The organism is Chimaeribacter coloradensis (assembly GCF_002858715.1).
Lineage (GTDB): Bacteria > Pseudomonadota > Gammaproteobacteria > Enterobacterales > Enterobacteriaceae > Chimaeribacter > Chimaeribacter coloradensis.
The window spans coordinates 395,728-412,874 of sequence record NZ_PJZH01000001.1 but is presented as its reverse complement, the minus strand read 5'-3'; the positions used below and the strand labels follow the sequence as shown (position 1 = coordinate 412,874).

Sequence of the window (17,147 nt, the reverse complement as noted above, 5' to 3'; positions counted from 1 at the left end):
CACAATTGTTACATTTCCATCCATACGGGCAACAAGTTTGGCGGCCCGCCAGGCGGCAGACAGCCTGCGGATAGTAACACTAAATAATTTAGGGATTCCAACCTCTTTCTTCGGATTTCTCTGAGCAAGAATCCGGCCCGGCACGCTTTTCACCGGGCCGGGCCGCGGCTCAATGGGCTGGGGCGGGTGAAGCCAGCACCCCGGTGCCTGCCGGCAGCGTGGTGAAACGGCTCAGGATCGTCTGCCAGGTCTGGTTCGGGTCGAGGTCCGGGAACTGCTGCGGATAGATAAACTTCGCCAGGAACTCCAGCCCGACGATGTTATATGGGTGGTTATAGAAGTTGTGGTAGATGCCGTAGAAGCGCTGGTTGCGGATGGCCGCCACTTCGCTGAAGCCCGGGCGCTTTTTCATGGTATTGAACGCGGCATCCACCTGCGGCTGCGTGACGTTGTAACCGAACGGCACCGCGGCATTATTTTTACTCGCCCACTGGGAGCCGGAAACGATATAGACATCTGGCTTCAGGCTGATCACCTTCTCCAGTGAAATGTCGCCGGTGGCTCCCGGCAGCAGCGAGGAGCCGATGTTACGCGCGCCCACCGCTTCTACCAGCGCGCCCCACCCGACATGCGCATGGGTAAAGCAGCAGGCGTCCAGCCCGCCCAGCCCGGCTTTGGCTTCGATAAACACCAGGGGTTTAGGGTTCACGCTTTTCACCTTATCCAGCACCGCCTGATAGTGCTGCTGATAAAAGTCCGTGTAGGCTTTGGCTTCCTGCTCGCGGTTCAGCGCCTCACCCAGCAGGGTGACGCTTTTCGGCGTGTCCTCTACCGGTTTCAGCATGGTGTCGATAAACAGCACCGGCACGTTCAGCGCTTTCATTTTTTCCAGCACACCGGTTTCGGTCAGGGAGGGTTTGGCGCGCAACTGCGCCACCATCAGATCCGGGCGTTCGGCAATCACGCTCTCCAGGTTGACCTCGCCTTTATCACTGAAGCCCATATCCAGGATTTTTTTCGCTTCCGGCCATTTCTTGTCGAGGAGTTCCCAGGTCGCACCGTCACTCTTTTTCAGCAGGTTATTCCAGGCCACCACGCGGGCAAACGGGTCTTGCCGGTCAAGCAGGGCCAGCGTCAGGATGTCACGGCCATCCTGCACAATAATGCGTTTTGGCTCCTGTTTCAGGGTAACGGCCTGACCGGCAGTGTCAGTCAGGGTAAGGGGATAAGTTGATGCCATCGCCGGGGCGGCACAGCAGAAGGCCACAACGGCAGACAGCAGGGAACGGGAACGCGGCACGGGAAACTCCTGTAAAAAAATGTGCAGGGATAGTAATGAGAATTGATTACATTATCAATCATGCACATTTGCCGGTTCCCTTTTCCCTCTCACCTGCGGGTCATCACGCCTCCGGCAACAGGGACTGATAGGCGTTATTGACCTTCCAGAGGTAGCGCGGTGCCTGCGGGGCGGGATGGTTCGCCTGGATGTGGGCATAAAAGGCGTTGGGCGAGAGCCGGTTAATGGCGCGCACCGCCTGCTTGCGATCCGGCGAGAAGGTGCGCAGCAGCGCCCCGGCCCCGTTTACATAAGCGACCGTGACGGCATAACGCAGCGTCAGCGGGTCGTCGATCCCGGCCAGTTGCCGCTGGAGCATACTGAGGTAAGCCGTGCCCAGCTCGATATTGGTCTCAGGATCTTTCAGCTCGCGGCTGCTCGGCTGCCCGCGCCGCCCCTGAAGCTGGTAGGCGTCCCGCCCGGCGGTGGACGCTTTCAGCTGCATCAGCCCGATGGCATTGGAGTGGCTGACCACATCCGGGTTGAAGCCGGATTCCACCTGGATAATCGCTTTGACCAGCGTTTCATCCACCCCGTAGCGCCGTGCGGCCTGGTGAATCGTCTGATTGTAGGCCAGGGCATTCATATTGGTGCCGGTAAAGACGTTACCGCGGGTCTGGTGCTCTTTCTTTTCGCCGGCACACCCCGCCAGCAGCAGCACTGCCAGCAAATAGCTCAGTTTTCGGTTCACGCACATTCCCTTTTCCACTGCGTTAGTAAATTCAGCCGGCGTCAGGATACCCACTCCGCGGCGCTACCTGAATAAGAATATTGAACTATTCTGAATAATATCCCAATAAACAATGAGGTGAATTATGGCGCTGTCACATTCTGACCCCTATGTGGTCACCTTCCGCTACCAGGAGCAGGGGCTGGCGGACCTGGCAAAACTCACCAATCAGCTGACGCTGGCCGGGTTTACCACCTCGCTGACCAGTGGTGACGGCGTGCTGCATGAGCTGGGTACCAACAGCTACGGCGTCAGCAGCCTGCACAGCAAAGAGGATGTCATTGAGCTGGCGACGCGCCTGGGTGAAACGGCGCTGGGCCAGACGCCGGAGGTGACATTGACCACGCTGGACGACTACCTCCGGCAGATTGAACAGGTGAAATTGTCGCCGAAAGCGTGATCCCCGGTGTGGCGGATTGCACAAATTTTGCGCTTTTTTCAGGCGTACTATCAATCGCGTATATACTTCCTAGGGCAAGCTGCCCCGGCAGCGCCCTTCCGGCGTCTGCCTGTGCGCCAGATCGTTTTTTATCAGTGCCCCGGCGGCGCTGATGAATCACCGGCCGGACGGAGGGTACTACCATGTGGCAAGCCATTAGTCGTCTGTTGAATGATCACCTGGGGGCCGCGGAGATACGCGAGCGTGTCGAGCTGCCCGGCGGAGAGATCCACCCGGCCTGGCGGGTCAGCTACGGCGAGCATCAGGTGTTCGTCAAAGCTGACCAGCGTGAGCTGCTGATGATGTTCACCGCCGAAGCGGACCAGCTCGAACTGCTGGCGCGCAGCAAAACGGTGCAGGTGCCGCAGGTCTATGGCGTGGGCAGCGACCGGGACGACAGCTTCCTGCTGCTGGAGTATATCCCTCTGCGGCCGCTGGATGAGCAGGCCGCCTACCGGCTGGGCCAGCAGCTGGCGGCGCTGCATCAGTGGAGTGAGCAGCTGCAGTTCGGGCTGGACTTCGATAACGACCTGGCGACCCTGCCGCAGCCCAACAGCTGGCAGCGGCGCTGGAGTACCTTTTTTGCCGAGCAGCGCATCGGCTGGCAGCTCCAGCTGGCGGCGGAAAAGGGCATGGTATTCGGCAATATGGAAGAGATTATCGATCTGGTGAAACAGCGGCTGCATAACCACCAGCCCCAGCCTTCCCTGCTGCACGGCGATCTCTGGCCGGGGAACTGCGCCCTCGGCCCCCACGGCCCGGTACTGTTTGACCCGGCCTGCTACTGGGGTGACCGCGAGTGTGACCTGGCAATGCTGCCGCGTTACCCTGACCTGCCTGCCCAGCTTTATGACGGCTACCAGAGCATCTGGCCGCTGCCGGAGGACTTCCCCACCCGCCAGCCGCTCTACCAGCTCTACTATCTGCTTAACCGCAGTAACCTGTTCGGCGGTCAGCACCTGGTGGCGGCCCAACGCGCCGTAGACCAGCTGCTGCACCCGGAGCCGTTCTGAACGCATAAAAAAACCCGGCAGCACCGGGTTGTTTCAGGCTTCTGTTGCCTCAGGCGATAAGCCCCAGCAACTTCAGCATCAGCCAGGCGATAACCGCGATCACCACCGGCAGGATATAGAGTGGGAAAATCTGTAAAAAGATCGTGTGGCGCGGCAGAACGATCCGCTCTTCCACCTGCGCCCGCGAGCGCCCTTCACTGCCGCGCGCCTGTTCCAGAATCATCTGGTCCTCCACCCCTTCGCGGATATGGCGAACCTGCCGCGACATACGCGCGCCGGAGGCCTGCAGCGCCAGCCCCACAAAGATCAGGATATAGATGATGGCGAACATCAGGTTCGCCCCGCTCAGCCCCTGCCCCAGCACGGGCACCGGCGAGTTATGCCAGAAAACGTTCAGGAACGGGGTATTGAAGCGGACCATATCGATCATGACATGCAGGAAATCCAGCATGACGGCATTGATGCCCTGAGTCTGCTTGCTCTGGCTGTAGATAAAGTTCAGCAGCGATACCATTGTCGACAGCAGGGCCGGAATAAATACCACCCAGCCTGCTACCCGTTTGAGCACGGCAACGCGCCCAGCCTGTTGATACGTCATGTATTCCCCTTGTAAAGACGTCTTTCCTGTCAGCAAGTGTACCTACAGATGTAAAAAGCGCCCAAACTTTTAATCATTTAGCCGGGTTGCCGCGCGATGTGAACAAAGCATATTCAGCCTGGGGCGGGCAGTGCTAAAGTGGTGGCAGTCACCTTCCCTTTCCCGGTTTTAAGGAGCGTCTGCGCATGGCCTATGTCCGACCGATACATGCAGCAATTTTTGATATGGATGGTTTGTTGATTGATTCAGAACCGCTATGGACCCAGGCGGAGCTGGATATCTTCGGCAGCCTGGGGCTGGATCTCAGCCAGCGGGACGCCCTGCCGGACACGCTGGGGCTGCGCATCGATCAGGTGGTCGAGATGTGGTATCAGGCGATGCCGTGGCAGGGGCCCAGCCGGGCGGAGGTCACGGAAAGGGTCATCGCCCGCGCCATTGCGCTGGTAGAGCAGCACCGCCCATTGCTGCCCGGCGTCAGCCATGCGCTGGAACTCTGCCGGGAACAGGGGCTGAAGATCGGCCTCGCCTCGGCGTCACCGCGCTATATGCTGGATAAGGTGCTGGCGATGTTCGGGCTGGAGGACTTTTTCCCGGTACGGGTATCGGCACAGCCCCTGGCCTACAGCAAACCGCACCCGGAAGTTTACCTGCTGGCGGCAGCGCAATTGGGGGTAGACCCCCTGAACTGCGTGACCCTGGAGGACTCCGTTAACGGCATGGTCGCCACCAAAGCGGCCCGGATGCGGTCGATTGTGGTGCCGGCCGCAGAGAACCGTGACGACCCGCGCTGGGCGCTGGCGGAAGTGAAACTGGCATCGCTGGCGGATCTGCGCGCTGAGCATCTCGCCTGACCCGCTTCTCCGGCACAATCGCCTGATACGCGGCCGGGCGGGAACCGCTGCCCGGCCGCTGTTTTCTGCTAAAGAAAATCATCCCGCTTCGGCGAGAAGGTATCAATCAGGATGCTGCCCGCCTCCAGGGCGACCACGCCATGCATCTCATGCTTCACCGCCCGGTAGGCGTCACCGGTTTTCAGCACCTTTTTTACCCCCTCGATCTCCACTTCAAAGCTGCCTGCGGCAACGTAGGCGATCTGATCATGGATATCGTGCTGATGTGGCGTGCCGATCGCCCCTTTTTCAAAATGTACCGCCACCATCATCAGTTCATCGCTCCAGGTCATCACTTTGCGCTTAATGCCCTGCCCCAGATCGTCCCACGGGGTCTCCTGATCGAAAAAGAAGGTGTTCATTGCTTGCTCCTGTCGCTAAGGGGTTACAGCGCCCCATACTACGGGCTAGCCGCGTGCCGTCAGCGCAAAAATAGCAAAAGCATGACGCCCTTCAAAAAATAAATAAAACGTCATTTCATATTTATTGAATTCATATCTCGCAGGCACTATGCTTTTTTCAGAACGAGGATGAACCGGGCATACTCCAAAGAGGCGGGCTGGCGCTGCCACGCGGCCCACCTCTTTGCCCGGTGCATTCCCTCCTACGGGCCTTCGCCCGCTCCGCCACTCCCTCAAGAGGCACTGACATGCAAGTCCGTCAAAGCATTCACAGCGAACACGCCAAACACCTCGACACCGCCGGGTTACGCCGGGAATTCCTGATCGAGAAGATCTTCGAAGATGACACCTACACCATGACCTACAGCCATATCGACCGCATCATCATCGGCGGCATCAAGCCGGTGCAGAACAGCGTGTCGATTGGCGGTGAAGTGGGTAAGCAGCTGGGCGTCAGCTATTTCCTTGAACGCCGCGAGCTGGGGGTCATTAACATCGGCGGGCCGGGCCTGATCGTGGTGGACGGCGACACCTTTGAAGTCGGCACTGAAGAGGCGCTTTACGTCGGCAAAGGGGCGCAGGAGGTGGTCTTCAGCAGCGTTGACGCCGCGCGCCCGGCCAAGTTCTACTACAACAGCGCCCCGGCCCACACCACCTTCCCGACCCGCAAAATCACGATGGCGGAGGCCTCCCCGCAGACGCTGGGCGATGACGCCACCAGTAACCGCCGCACCATCAATAAATTTATCGTGCCGGACGTGCTGCCGACCTGCCAGCTCACCATGGGGCTGACCAAACTGGCTGACGGCAACCAGTGGAACACCATGCCGTGCCATACCCATGAGCGCCGCATGGAGGTCTACTTCTATTTCGATATGGATGAGGACACCGCCGTCTTCCATATGATGGGCGAGCCGCAGGAGACCCGCCATCTGCTGGTGCACAACGAGCAGGCGGTGATCTCGCCGAGCTGGTCGATCCATGCCGGGGTCGGCACCAAGCGCTATACCTTTATCTGGGGCATGATCGGTGAAAACCAGGTATTTGATGATATGGACCACGTGGCCGTGGCCGACCTGCGCTGACCGGCCCCCTGCCGCTGACGGCATAACCCGCGCCCATCCGGCTGCGACCAAGAGAAGCGAGAGATGATGCTGAACGCGTTTGAACTGAAAGAGAAAGTGGCCCTGGTCACCGGCTGCAACACCGGCCTGGGCCAGGGAATGGCGATCGGCCTGGCCCAGGCGGGCTGCGACATCGTCGGCGTCAACATGTCGGACCCGGACGAGACCCGTCAGGCGGTCGAGGCGCTGGGACGGCGCTTCCTGACGGTAAAAGCTGACCTGAGCCGCACAGACGTGATTCCGTCCGTGGTGGAGCAGGCGATTAGCGGCTTCGGCAAAATCGATATTCTGGTCAACAATGCCGGCATCATCCGCCGGGAGGATGCGCTGGCCTTTACCGAGCAGGACTGGGACGACGTGATGAACGTCAATATCAAAACCCTGTTTTTCCTGTCTCAGGCGGTGGCGCGGCAGTTTATCAAACAGAGCACCGGCGGGAAGATCATTAACATCGCCTCTATGCTCTCATTCCAGGGCGGTATCCGCGTACCCTCGTACACCGCTTCCAAAAGCGCGGTGATGGGCGTTACCCGGCTGCTGGCCAACGAGTGGGCCAGGCACCGGATTAACGTCAATGCCATCGCGCCGGGCTATATGGCCACCAACAATACCCGGCAGTTGCGTGACGACGAAGACCGCAGCAAAGAGATTCTGGACCGCATCCCGGCCGGCCGCTGGGGCGCACCGGAAGACATGATGGGGCCGGTGGTGTTCCTCGCGTCAGCCGCGTCCGATTATGTTAATGGCTATACGCTGGCGGTTGACGGCGGCTGGCTGGCACGGTAACGTCTCTGCGCATCACGACAACGCGGCCCCGGCCGCGTTTTTTTATTGTTTTTACCTTCCCCTCTCCGGCGTCGCCTGCTTGCAAATAGTTACAGGGTAACGGCTTCCGCGCTGCAACAATATGTTTTATACTGGATAAATTACCAGTTTTTCAGTCAGGATTGTCGTATGACTGCCGAAGGGCATCTCATTTTTTCTGTTGCCTGTGCCATTTTTGCCAAAAAGGCAGAGCTTTCCCCTGAACTGGCACAGGGTGACTGGTGGCATATTATTCCCGGTGCGCTGGTGACCTCACTGCTGCCGGATATTGACCACCCCAACTCTCTGCTGGGCCAGCGGCTGAAATGGCTCTCCTTGCCCATTTCGCGCCTTTGCGGCCACCGGGGCTTTACCCACAGCCTGCTGGCCGTCGCCGGCGGCATCTTCCTGTTCCGCTCTCAGGTGCCCGCTGACTGGGGCATTCCCCTGGATGTACTGCATGCGATGATCGTCGGCTATCTGAGCCACATCATGGCAGATATGCTCACCCCGGCGGGCGTCCCGCTGCTGTGGCCCTGCCGCTGGCGCTTCCGCCTGCCAATCCTCAACAGCCAGAGAGGCAACCAGTTAGAGCGCACGCTCTGCCTGGTGCTGGTCGGGCTGGCGGTGTGGTGGCAGCAGGGGCCGGGCTTTATCGACACCCTCCACCTCCAGAACATCGGCCAGTTCCTGAAGAACATTACCTCGATCTGAGCGCCTTATCGCCATCTTGCTCAAATAGCACCCTGAATTGCAGGAAAAGTTATAAGCCATAAGATCTGGTTATAAGCGCCTCTATTGCGGCCTGTTACCCTATGCGCAAGCAAAAGTCAGGGGAAACCGTCTGAAAAAGCGGACGCCCCGGCACAATGCACTATAAATTGGATAACTTCTGGAGAGTTGGGTATGAATCTTCCGCTCGTGATTAACGTAGTGGTCTTCGTTGCCCTCCTGTGGCTGCTGGCGCAAACCCGCCATAAGCCGTGGAGCCTGGCAAAAAAAGTATTAGTGGGGCTGGTACTGGGCGTGCTGTTTGGCCTGGGCCTGCAGGCTGTTTACGGCTCAGACAGCGACACGCTGAAGACCTCGATCAGCTGGTTTAACATCGTCGGTAATGGTTATGTGCAGCTGCTGCAGATGATCGTGATGCCGCTGGTGTTTGCCTCTATCCTGAGTGCGGTAGCGAAGCTGCATAATGCCTCCTCGCTGGGGAAAATCAGCGTGCTCACCATCGGCACCCTGCTGGTGACTACCATGATTGCGGCGCTGGTCGGCGTGCTGGTGACCTGGCTGTTCCACCTGACGGCGGACGGCCTGGTACAGGGCGCGCAGGAGACGGCCCGTCTGGCCGCTTTGCAGACCAACTATGCCGGTAAGGTGGCGGACCTCACCGTTCCGCAGTTGCTGCTCTCTTTCGTGCCGAAAAACCCGTTTGCCGAACTCACCGGCGCCAGCCCGACCTCGATCATCAGCGTGGTGATCTTCGCGGCGTTCCTGGGTGTGGCGGCACTGCAACTGCTGAAGGATGACAAAGCCAAAGGCGAGCGTGTGCTGGTGGCCATCGACACCCTGCAATCCTGGGTGATGAAGCTGGTGCGCCTGGTGATGAAACTCACCCCGTACGGCGTACTGGCGCTGATGACCAAAGTGGTGGCCGGTTCCAACCTGCAGGACATCATCAAGCTCGGCAGCTTCGTGGTCGCCTCTTACCTCGGTTTGGGCATCATGTTTGTGGTCCACGCCCTGTTCCTGGCCGGCGTCGGCGTCAACCCGGGCCGCTTCTTCCGCAAAGTCTGGCCGGTGCTGACCTTCGCCTTTACCAGCCGCTCCAGCGCTGCAACTATCCCGCTGAGCGTGGAAGCGCAAACCCGTCGCCTGGGCATCCCGGAATCGATCGCCAGCTTCTCCGCCTCCTTTGGCGCGACTATCGGGCAGAACGGCTGTGCGGGCCTCTACCCGACCATGCTGGCGGTGATGGTGGCCCCGACCGTGGGCATCAACCCGTTTGATCCGGTCTGGATTGCGACCCTGGTGGGCATCGTGACCCTCAGCTCTGCCGGTGTGGCGGGTGTGGGCGGTGGCGCGACCTTTGCCGCGCTGATTGTGTTGCCGGCGATGGGCCTGCCGGTGACCCTGGTGGCGCTGCTGATCTCCGTGGAACCGCTGATCGACATGGGGCGTACCGCCCTGAACGTCAGCGGCTCAATGACCGCCGGGACAGTCACCAGCCAGCTGATGCGCCAGACGGACAAAACCCTGATGAATGCCGACGAGACCGCAGAACTGGCGCACCGCTAAGCCTGCCGCCCCACGGCGTTCCCAAAAAAACCGGCGCGATAAGCGCCGGTTTTTTTATGCCCAACAGAGCGGGTCAGAACGGGTAGTCGTGGTAGCCCATCTGCTCCGAGATATTGCGGGCCGCGGTGTGCAGCATCGCCACATAATCCACTTTGGCCTCTTCGGAGAAGCGGATGGTCGGGAAAGACATACTCAGGCCGGCAATCACCACCCCGAAGCGGTCGAACACCGGCACCGCCAGGCAGCGCAGCCCCTCTTCCTGCTCTTCGTTGTCTTCGCCGTAGCCCTGCTCGCGCACCAAGTCGAGCACCGGCATCAGCTCCTCCGCACTGCCGACCGTGCGCGTGGTACTGCGGGTAAACTCCACCTCTTTGAGAATCTCCGCCACGTCTTTGCGGTCGCGCCACGCCAGCAGCACTTTGCCGATGGCAGTGCTGTGCAGCGGGTTACGGCGGCCGATGCGCGAATACATGCGCAGGTTATACATCGAGTCAATTTTATGGATGTAGACGATGCTGTCTTCATCCAGCGCGCCGAGGTGAATCGTCTCACGGGTCAGTTTCGACAGCTCACGCATTTCGATGTCTGCGCTGCGGATCAGGTCAACGTTCTGCAACGCCTTGGCCCCCAGCTCAAACAGCTTCAGCGTCAGCGAGTATTTTTCCGACTCCCCCTCCTGCGCCACGTAGCCCAGCGACTTCATGGTTTGCAGAAAGCGATAGACGGTGCTTTTCGACATCATCACCCGCTGGGAGAGTTCCGTGATCCCAATTTCCCGCTCTTCGCCCAGCGCCTGAAGGATGCCGAACACCTTCAGCACAGAGGAGACGGAGTCCGGTTGTTTATCAAAATCTGCAATAGCCATGGTTGCCTTACCTTCTCCGGGGCCCGTGCGGGCCGCCCGGATCAATGAGTTTCAAAAAAATCAGAACAGTAATTCAGTATAAGAGAAATAACGCCTGGTTAGCAATCTACGGCACTTTTGCCCGCCTTTCACCCTTTCTTGCAAGCAAGTCGAAAATATCTCACCGCCGTCACAATTTAATGAAACGCGGGTTTATTTTTTTTATTTATACGTTTTAATTGAATTTATCCCCCCCATTACGGGCACTGCTCCTTGTTGCCCCGCCAGAGTGAGAGACCCATGTATACCTTGCGCAGCTATGATTTTTTCCCGCGCCAGGAGGATGCCGTGGCCCTGGCATTCCGTGAGCCGCAGGAGCCGTTTCCTGAGCATACCCACGACTTCAATGAAATCTTTATTGTGGATGGCGGCAGCGGGTTACACGTTCTGAATGATTTCCCCTACACCATTAATTGCGGCATGTGTTTTTACATCAATGCGGCCGATCGCCACCTGTTTGAGCAGGTCGACGATCTGCGGCTGGTCAATATCCTCTACCGGCCCAACGCCTCGTTTACCTTTATTAAAAACTTCAGCCACCTGCTGCCCTCGCCGGATGACGGCTGCGTCTGGAGCATCAGCCCGGCGCTGAAAAAATCGCTGAAAAGCCTGCTGGATGAGATGAAACTTCAGGTGGAGCAGGAGCCGCTGATTGAACAGTGCCGACAGGAGACGCTGTTTCTGCGCATCCTGATGCTGCTGCGCCAGGGGCGCTACCGCATCACCCACACCGGCTCCAATCAGGATAAACTGCAACAGATCCTGCTCTATCTGCAACAGAACCCGCAGGATGAGATTAACTGGGAGGCCCTGGCCGATCGCTTTTACATCACGCCACGCACCCTGCATCGCCAGTTCCTCAGCCACACCGGGCAGACCCCGCAAAAATACCTGAACACCCTGCGGCTTAACCGGGCGAAATACCAGATCCAATCCACCGATGACACGCTGACGGAGATCGCCTTTGCCTGCGGTTTCAGCGACAGCAACAACTTCTCGACCTCGTTTAAAAAAGCGTTCGGCGTCAGCCCCAGCCAGTTGCGTAAATCCCTGCACTATAACTGACCAGAACGGCAGAGGTTGCTTAAAAAAAAGAGTGACCACCCGCCGGAAAGGCCGCGCTTAAATAGTTAGCGTGTTAATATTTCAGGCATCACCTGTTTACTATCAGACTGTTTTCATGACCGCAACCCCTGCTGACGGCTTGCCCGTCCCCCAGCGTTATGGCGCGATCCTGGCCATCGCCCTGGGTATTATTGTCTCTGTGCTGGATGGCGCGATTGCCAACGTGGCCTTACCGACCATCGCCCGGGATCTGAACGCCAGCCCGGCGTCCTCGATCTGGATTGTGAATGCGTACCAGCTGGCGATTACCATCTCCCTGCTCTCGCTCTCCTCATTGGGGGATATTCTGGGCTACCGCCGCGTTTACCAGGCGGGGCTGCTGGTATTCAGCATCACCTCCGTGCTGTGCGCGCTGGCCGACTCACTGACGACCCTGACCATCGCCCGCGTCTTACAGGGGTTTGGTGCGGCGGCGATCATGAGCGTGAATACCGCGCTGGTGCGCATCATCTACCCGCAGCGCTATCTGGGGCGCGGCATGGGCATCAATGCGCTGATTGTGGCCGTCTCGTCGGCGGCCGGGCCGACCGTGGCCTCCGCCATCCTCTCCTTTGCTGACTGGCCCTGGCTGTTTGCCATTAACCTGCCGATCGGCCTGGTGGCGCTGGCGCTCGGCATGAAATTCCTGCCTGCCAACCCCAGCCGCCGTACAGGACAGCGGTTTGATCTGCTGAGCGGCGTGCTGAACGCGCTGACCTTCGGTTTGTTGATTACCGCCCTGAGCGGCTTTGCACAGGGGCAGAGCCTGCTGCTGACGCTGGGCGAACTGCTGGCGCTGCTGATTGTGGGTGTGGTGTTTGTCCGCCGCCAGCTGAATCAGCCCTTCCCGCTGCTGCCGGTTGACCTGCTGCGTATCCCGATCTTTTCGCTTTCCATCGGCACCTCGATCTGCTCGTTCAGCGCGCAGATGCTGGCTTTTGTCTCCCTGCCGTTCTTCCTGCAAACCGTGCTGGGGCGCAGTGAGGTGGAAACCGGCCTGCTGCTGACGCCGTGGCCGCTGGCGACGATGGTCATGGCACCGATTGCCGGCAGGCTGGTGGAGCGCTATCACGCCGGGCTGCTGGGCGGCATCGGCCTGCTGGTGTTCGCCTGCGGCCTCTATGCCCTGGCGCTGCTGCCCTCCCACCCCAGCGATGTTGATATCATCTGGCGGATGATCCTGTGCGGTGCCGGGTTCGGGCTGTTCCAGTCACCTAACAACCACACCATTATCAGCGCCGCGCCGCGTGAACGCAGCGGCGGTGCCAGCGGGATGCTCGGCACCGCCCGCCTGCTGGGCCAGACCACCGGGGCAGCCCTGGTGGCGCTGATGTTTAACCTGTTTTCACAAAGCGGCACCCACGCGTCTCTGCTGTTAGGCGGGACGCTGGCCGCCGGCGGTGCCGTGGTCAGCTTCCTACGGATGACCCAGCAGAGCGCCCCGGCCGCATAACGCCGGTCTCCTGTTGAAGGCCTAAAAATGAAGGCAAAAAAAGCCCCGCACACTGGCGGGGCTTTTTATTATCCGGTTACGGTCAGTTCAGGTACTGGCCGCTGCGCAGCGCTTCAATGCGCTTATCCAGCGGCGGGTGAGACATAAACAGCTCGCTGAGTGATTTATTCTTACCGTTAATGCAGAACGCCATCAGGCTGCCCGCTTCCTGCGGCTCGTGGCTGGTTTTCAGCCGCTGCAAGGCGGCGATCATCTTGTCACGCCCGACCAGCTTCGCAGAACCGGCGTCAGCGTGGAATTCACGGTGGCGCGAGAACCACATGGTGATGATGCTGGCCAGAATACCGAACACCAGCTCCAGCACGGTCGCGACCGCAAAATAGATCAACGGGTTGCCGTTGCTGCCGCCCTCTTCCTCCCGGTTGCCGCCGAGGAAACCGGCTGCCACCTGCGCCAGCAGGCGCGAGATGAAGATCACGAAGGTGTTCACCACCCCCTGGATCAGGGTCATGGTCACCATATCGCCATTGGCGATGTGGCTGATTTCATGGGCCAGCACCGCTTCGGCTTCCGCCTGGCTCATGTTCTGCAACAGGCCGGTACTTACCGCCACCAGCGACGCATCACGGCGCGCACCGGTAGCAAAGGCGTTGATGTCCGCGGCGTGGTAGATCGCTACCTGCGGCATGGCGATGCCCGCCTGCTGTGACTGCACGCGGATGGTGTCGAGCAGCCAGCGCTCGGTAGCATTACGGGGTTGTTCAATCACTTCGCCGCCGACCGAACGCAGCGCCATCCATTTGGACATCAGCAGCGAAACCAATGCGCCGCCAAAACCAAACAGCCCGGCCATGATCATTAACCCCATGACACTGCTTGATTGGATCCCTGTCAGGCTGAGTACCAGCCCGAAGACCACCATCACCGCCAGGTTGGTCAGCAGGAATAACGCTATACGCATCATAAAATGGTCACTTCCTCATTGTTAGTTCATGCAGGCAACATGCCTGCCTTGTGATCGTATGGTCTTGGCGGGAGGTTTCAAGGGATAGGTGCGCTTAAGCTGCTAAAATCACAAAACTTTACAAAATGCAGCGATCTGTCTCGCATTGTGAGGAGACTTAACCAAAACAGGCCAGCCAGATGGTTAAAAGGTGCGCACCGGCCCCTTCCGCAGGCATAAAAAAAGCGCACCGGAGTGCGCTTTTTTCAGGATGGGCCGCTTATTTCGCCGCCGCATTCCCCTCGGTAGATTCCGCCTGGGAGAGATCCAGCGCGATGTGCGCCGTCTCATCCAGGTAGGGGTCCGGCTGCTGGTAATCTTTCGGCAGATCGTCGAGAGATTTCAGCGGCTTTTTGCCTTCGCGTTTGAAACGTTCATTGATCCGGTTCAGGCGGATGGCGTCATCATCATGGTTCTCTTTTTCGCGCTGGGCAAAATTGAGTGACACGATGTCACGCTTATCTTTGGTCGCCTTGTACTTCTCAATGTCCTGCGCGATGCTCTGGAACTCCGGATCGTTGGCGATGCGGGCCGCATGCGTTTTCAGCAGTTCCGGCACAAAGGGTTTCATGTCGCCGGTTTTGCTGTAGGTAGCCGCATTAATGCTGTCCCACGGCAGGGCGTTATCTTCGAACGCCTCGCCGGTTTCCGCCGCTTCGACGCCGGTCGGCATCAGGATATCCGGCGTGACCCCTTTACGCTGGGTACTGCCACCGTTAACGCGATAGAACTTCTGGATGGTGTACTGCACCGAGCCCAGCGCCGGCCACTCAGGGCGCAGCATCTGGTCGTAGATACGGTTCAGGGAGCGGTACTGCTGCACGGTGCCTTTACCGAAGGTCGGCTCACCGACAATCAGCGCACGGCCGTAATCCTGCATGGCGGCCGCAAAGATCTCAGACGCCGAGGCGCTGAAGCGGTCAACCAGCACCACCAGCGGCCCTTTGTAGTAGACCACGCCGTCAGTGTCGCTGTCTTCACGCACCTTGCCGTTGTTGTCCCGCACCTGCACCACCGGGCCGCTCGGGATAAACAGGCCGGAGAGCGACACCGCCTCGGTCAGCGCGCCGCCGCCGTTGGTCCGCAGGTCGATCACCAGGCTGTTGACGTGCTGTTTTTCCATCTTCTGCAGCTGCACTTTGACGTCATCCGTCAGGCCCACGTAGAAGCCCGGGATATCCATCACCGCCACTTTCTGCTTGCCGAAGGTTTTCACCGTCATCTTCACGGCGCGGTCTTCCAGACGGATGCGCTCACGCGTCAGCGTCACGGTACGGGTTTTGGTGCCCTTCCCGGCCGGCAACACTTCCAGGCGCACTTTACTGCCCTTCGGCCCTTTGATCAGCGCGACCACATCATCCAGACGCCAGCCAATCACATCCACCATCGGTTTGCCGCTCTGGCCTACGCCCACGATGCGGTCGCCCACGGTGATGTTTTTGCTTTTCGCCGCCGGGCCGCCCGGCACCATGGAGTTAATCATGGTGTAGTCATCATCCTGCTGCAGCACCGCACCGATCCCCTCCAGGGAGAGGCTCATCTCGGTATTGAACTGCTCGGTGTTGCGCGGGGAGAGGTAGTTGGTGTGCGGATCAATCTCATGCGCGAAGGCGTTCATGATCAGCTGGAACACATCCTCGCTGTTGCTCTGCGCCAGGCGTTTGATGGCGAAGTGGTAGCGTTTGCTGAGCACCTCGCGGATCTCTTTCTCATCTTTGCCGGTCAGCCTGAGGTTCAGCTCGTCATATTTGACTTTGGCGTCCCACAGGCTGTTCAGCTCATTGATGTCCTTAGGCCACGGCGCTTTGCTGCGGTCAAGGTCAATGGTGTCGTTGCCGGTAAAGTCCATCGGTCTGGCCAGCACCGTCAACGCATATTGGAAGCGTTCAAACCGGCGTTTCTGCGCCAGGTTGAACAGGGCATAGGCGGTATCGAGCTTGCCGGTTTTCAGCTCCTCGCCCAGGCTGGTTTTTTTATCCGCAAACTGCGCCACATCGGCGGCCATCAACACGTTGTGGTTGAAGTCCAGCATATTGAGGTAGCGATCGAAGATTTTTGCGGAGAAGTTCTCATCAAGGTCAAACTGACGGTAATGGGAACGGGTGAAACGCGCCGTCACACGTTCGCTGACGGTGGCGTCCTGCGGCTCCTGCTGGAGCTGAGGCAGCGTCTCAAGGGTGACGGGGGCCTCATTGGCGAAGCTTGCGCCCGCCAGAAACAGGCCCGCCGCAATGGCGGTAACTCTGACAAATTTGTTCATGCCTGGGTTGGCCTCCGTATCAGAACTGCAAGTGTTCTGCGCGCACGATCATCGCCAGACCGGAGGAGAGCTGCACACGGACACCGTCTTTGGCAATTTCCAATACGGTGGCATCCATCGCGCTCTTACCGGCCCGGACTTTGATCTCTTGGCCAATCTGCAGTTTTGAGATGTCGGTGACGGGCACCAGACGTGCCGGGCTCTCCTCACGTTCAGCGCGAGGCGCTTTCGCCTGTTGCGGACGTGGTGGGCGCGGCTTGCGGGCCTCCTGGGCAGCACCGTTTTCACGGCGCGGCGCAGGTTTTTTACCCGCCGGACGTGGGCGGCGTGCAGCTTCCGGGGCATCCCCGTTGGCGGCGGCCGCTTCGCGGCGCTTGGCCTGCTGTTCGGCACGTTGCGCCTGGACGCGGGCTTTCGCCTCTTCCAGCTGCTTACGCGCATGTTCAACATGCTGCTCTTCAAGCTCGCCGCATGGGTTGCCGTCTAAATCGACGCGCTGGGCACCGACTTTAACGCCATACAGGTAACGCCAGCTTGAGGTATAGAGGCGCAGGGCGGAACGCAATTGCGTTTTGCTGAGGTTCTCCTCAGCCTGGACGCGCTCCACAAGATCCTGAAAAATGCCGATCTTTAACGGACGCGCTTCGCCTTCGGCGGTGAAACAGAGCGGGAACCGCTCAGCCAGATAGGCGATGACTTCTTTACTGCTGTTCAACTTAGGTTGATTTTCCATGAAATTTCCTGATTACAACGGGTTTGCCAACCGGCGCAGGCATGAACAGGCGCC

At 59.2% G+C, this 17,147-nt stretch carries 18 protein-coding genes; 9 read left to right on the top strand and 9 right to left on the bottom strand.

Features of this window, described 5'->3' with window-relative positions:
* Positions 1-169: 169 nt before the first annotated feature.
* Together CYR32_RS01895 and CYR32_RS01890 are read right to left on the bottom strand one after the other, a co-directional pair.
* Positions 170-1,240 (bottom strand): ABC transporter substrate-binding protein, encoded by a 1,071-nt coding sequence (locus CYR32_RS01895; protein ID WP_101822156.1) that lies wholly within the window; start codon positions 1,238-1,240, stop codon positions 170-172.
* A gap of 163 nt (positions 1,241-1,403) precedes the next feature.
* Positions 1,404-2,030: a transglycosylase SLT domain-containing protein gene (locus CYR32_RS01890; RefSeq protein WP_101822154.1), complete on the bottom strand. Its 627-nt coding sequence runs from the start codon at positions 2,028-2,030 to the stop codon at positions 1,404-1,406.
* 124 nt (positions 2,031-2,154) lie between these two features.
* On the opposite strand from CYR32_RS01890, the gene ghoS reads away from it, so the two are divergent.
* Together ghoS and CYR32_RS01880 are read left to right on the top strand one after the other, a co-directional pair.
* Positions 2,155-2,469 (top strand): type V toxin-antitoxin system endoribonuclease antitoxin GhoS, encoded by a 315-nt coding sequence (ghoS, locus tag CYR32_RS01885; RefSeq protein WP_101821972.1) that lies wholly within the window; start codon positions 2,155-2,157, stop codon positions 2,467-2,469.
* A gap of 182 nt (positions 2,470-2,651) precedes the next feature.
* Entirely contained in the window at positions 2,652-3,521 is an 870-nt protein-coding gene (locus CYR32_RS01880; protein ID WP_101821971.1) for a fructosamine kinase family protein, read from the top strand.
* 49 nt (positions 3,522-3,570) lie between these two features.
* On the opposite strand, the gene CYR32_RS01875 is transcribed toward CYR32_RS01880, so the two are convergent.
* Positions 3,571-4,119: a YniB family protein gene (locus tag CYR32_RS01875; RefSeq protein ID WP_101821969.1), complete on the bottom strand. Its 549-nt coding sequence runs from the start codon at positions 4,117-4,119 to the stop codon at positions 3,571-3,573.
* Between the two features lie 185 nt (positions 4,120-4,304).
* Here CYR32_RS01875 and hxpB point away from each other — a divergent pair, with 185 nt between their 5' ends.
* Positions 4,305-4,970, top strand: coding sequence for a hexitol phosphatase HxpB (hxpB, locus tag CYR32_RS01870; RefSeq protein WP_101821967.1), 666 nt, complete (start codon positions 4,305-4,307; stop codon positions 4,968-4,970).
* Between the two features lie 68 nt (positions 4,971-5,038).
* Here the strand turns inward: hxpB and CYR32_RS01865 are convergent, their stop codons facing one another.
* Together CYR32_RS01865 and CYR32_RS21610 are read right to left on the bottom strand one after the other, a co-directional pair.
* A complete protein-coding gene (locus tag CYR32_RS01865; protein WP_101821965.1) occupies positions 5,039-5,371 on the bottom strand; it encodes a cupin domain-containing protein in 333 nt (110 codons plus the stop codon).
* 45 nt (positions 5,372-5,416) lie between these two features.
* Positions 5,417-5,581, bottom strand: coding sequence for a hypothetical protein (locus CYR32_RS21610; RefSeq protein WP_165698164.1), 165 nt, complete (start codon positions 5,579-5,581; stop codon positions 5,417-5,419).
* Positions 5,582-5,658: 77 nt separating this feature from the next.
* On the opposite strand from CYR32_RS21610, the gene kduI reads away from it, so the two are divergent.
* The 4 genes from kduI (at position 5,659) to CYR32_RS01845 (ending at position 9,636) form a co-directional block, all read left to right on the top strand.
* Positions 5,659-6,495: a 5-dehydro-4-deoxy-D-glucuronate isomerase gene (gene kduI, locus CYR32_RS01860; RefSeq protein ID WP_101821963.1), complete on the top strand. Its 837-nt coding sequence runs from the start codon at positions 5,659-5,661 to the stop codon at positions 6,493-6,495.
* A 63-nt stretch (positions 6,496-6,558) separates the two neighbouring features.
* The gene (kduD, locus tag CYR32_RS01855; protein ID WP_101821961.1) at positions 6,559-7,320 is read left to right on the top strand and encodes a 2-dehydro-3-deoxy-D-gluconate 5-dehydrogenase KduD; all 762 of its coding nucleotides are present in this window, start codon (positions 6,559-6,561) and stop codon (positions 7,318-7,320) included.
* A 168-nt stretch (positions 7,321-7,488) separates the two neighbouring features.
* On the top strand, positions 7,489-8,052 hold the full coding sequence (locus tag CYR32_RS01850) for a metal-dependent hydrolase (RefSeq protein WP_101821959.1): 564 nt from the start codon (positions 7,489-7,491) through the stop codon (positions 8,050-8,052).
* A gap of 192 nt (positions 8,053-8,244) precedes the next feature.
* Complete coding sequence (locus CYR32_RS01845) at positions 8,245-9,636, top strand: L-cystine transporter (RefSeq protein WP_101821957.1); 1,392 nt, start codon at positions 8,245-8,247, stop codon at positions 9,634-9,636.
* Between the two features lie 73 nt (positions 9,637-9,709).
* Here the strand turns inward: CYR32_RS01845 and kdgR are convergent, their stop codons facing one another.
* Positions 9,710-10,501 (bottom strand): DNA-binding transcriptional regulator KdgR, encoded by a 792-nt coding sequence (gene kdgR / locus CYR32_RS01840; RefSeq protein WP_101821955.1) that lies wholly within the window; start codon positions 10,499-10,501, stop codon positions 9,710-9,712.
* Positions 10,502-10,780: 279 nt separating this feature from the next.
* On the opposite strand from kdgR, the gene rhaS reads away from it, so the two are divergent.
* Both rhaS and CYR32_RS01830 read left to right on the top strand, forming a co-directional pair.
* Entirely contained in the window at positions 10,781-11,605 is an 825-nt protein-coding gene (gene rhaS, locus CYR32_RS01835) for an HTH-type transcriptional activator RhaS (RefSeq protein WP_101821953.1), read from the top strand.
* A 115-nt stretch (positions 11,606-11,720) separates the two neighbouring features.
* Complete coding sequence (locus CYR32_RS01830) at positions 11,721-13,097, top strand: MFS transporter (protein ID WP_101821951.1); 1,377 nt, start codon at positions 11,721-11,723, stop codon at positions 13,095-13,097.
* An 82-nt stretch (positions 13,098-13,179) separates the two neighbouring features.
* Here the strand turns inward: CYR32_RS01830 and htpX are convergent, their stop codons facing one another.
* The 3 genes from htpX to proQ all read right to left on the bottom strand — a co-directional run bounded on the left by htpX (position 13,180) and on the right by proQ (position 17,093).
* Positions 13,180-14,061: a protease HtpX gene (gene htpX / locus CYR32_RS01825; protein WP_101821949.1), complete on the bottom strand. Its 882-nt coding sequence runs from the start codon at positions 14,059-14,061 to the stop codon at positions 13,180-13,182.
* Positions 14,062-14,320: 259 nt separating this feature from the next.
* Positions 14,321-16,360, bottom strand: a complete 2,040-nt coding sequence (prc, locus tag CYR32_RS01820; RefSeq protein WP_101821947.1) for a carboxy terminal-processing peptidase — start codon at positions 16,358-16,360, stop codon at positions 14,321-14,323.
* A 19-nt stretch (positions 16,361-16,379) separates the two neighbouring features.
* A complete protein-coding gene (gene proQ, locus CYR32_RS01815; protein WP_101821945.1) occupies positions 16,380-17,093 on the bottom strand; it encodes an RNA chaperone ProQ in 714 nt (237 codons plus the stop codon).
* Between the last annotated feature and the right edge of the window lie 54 nt (positions 17,094-17,147).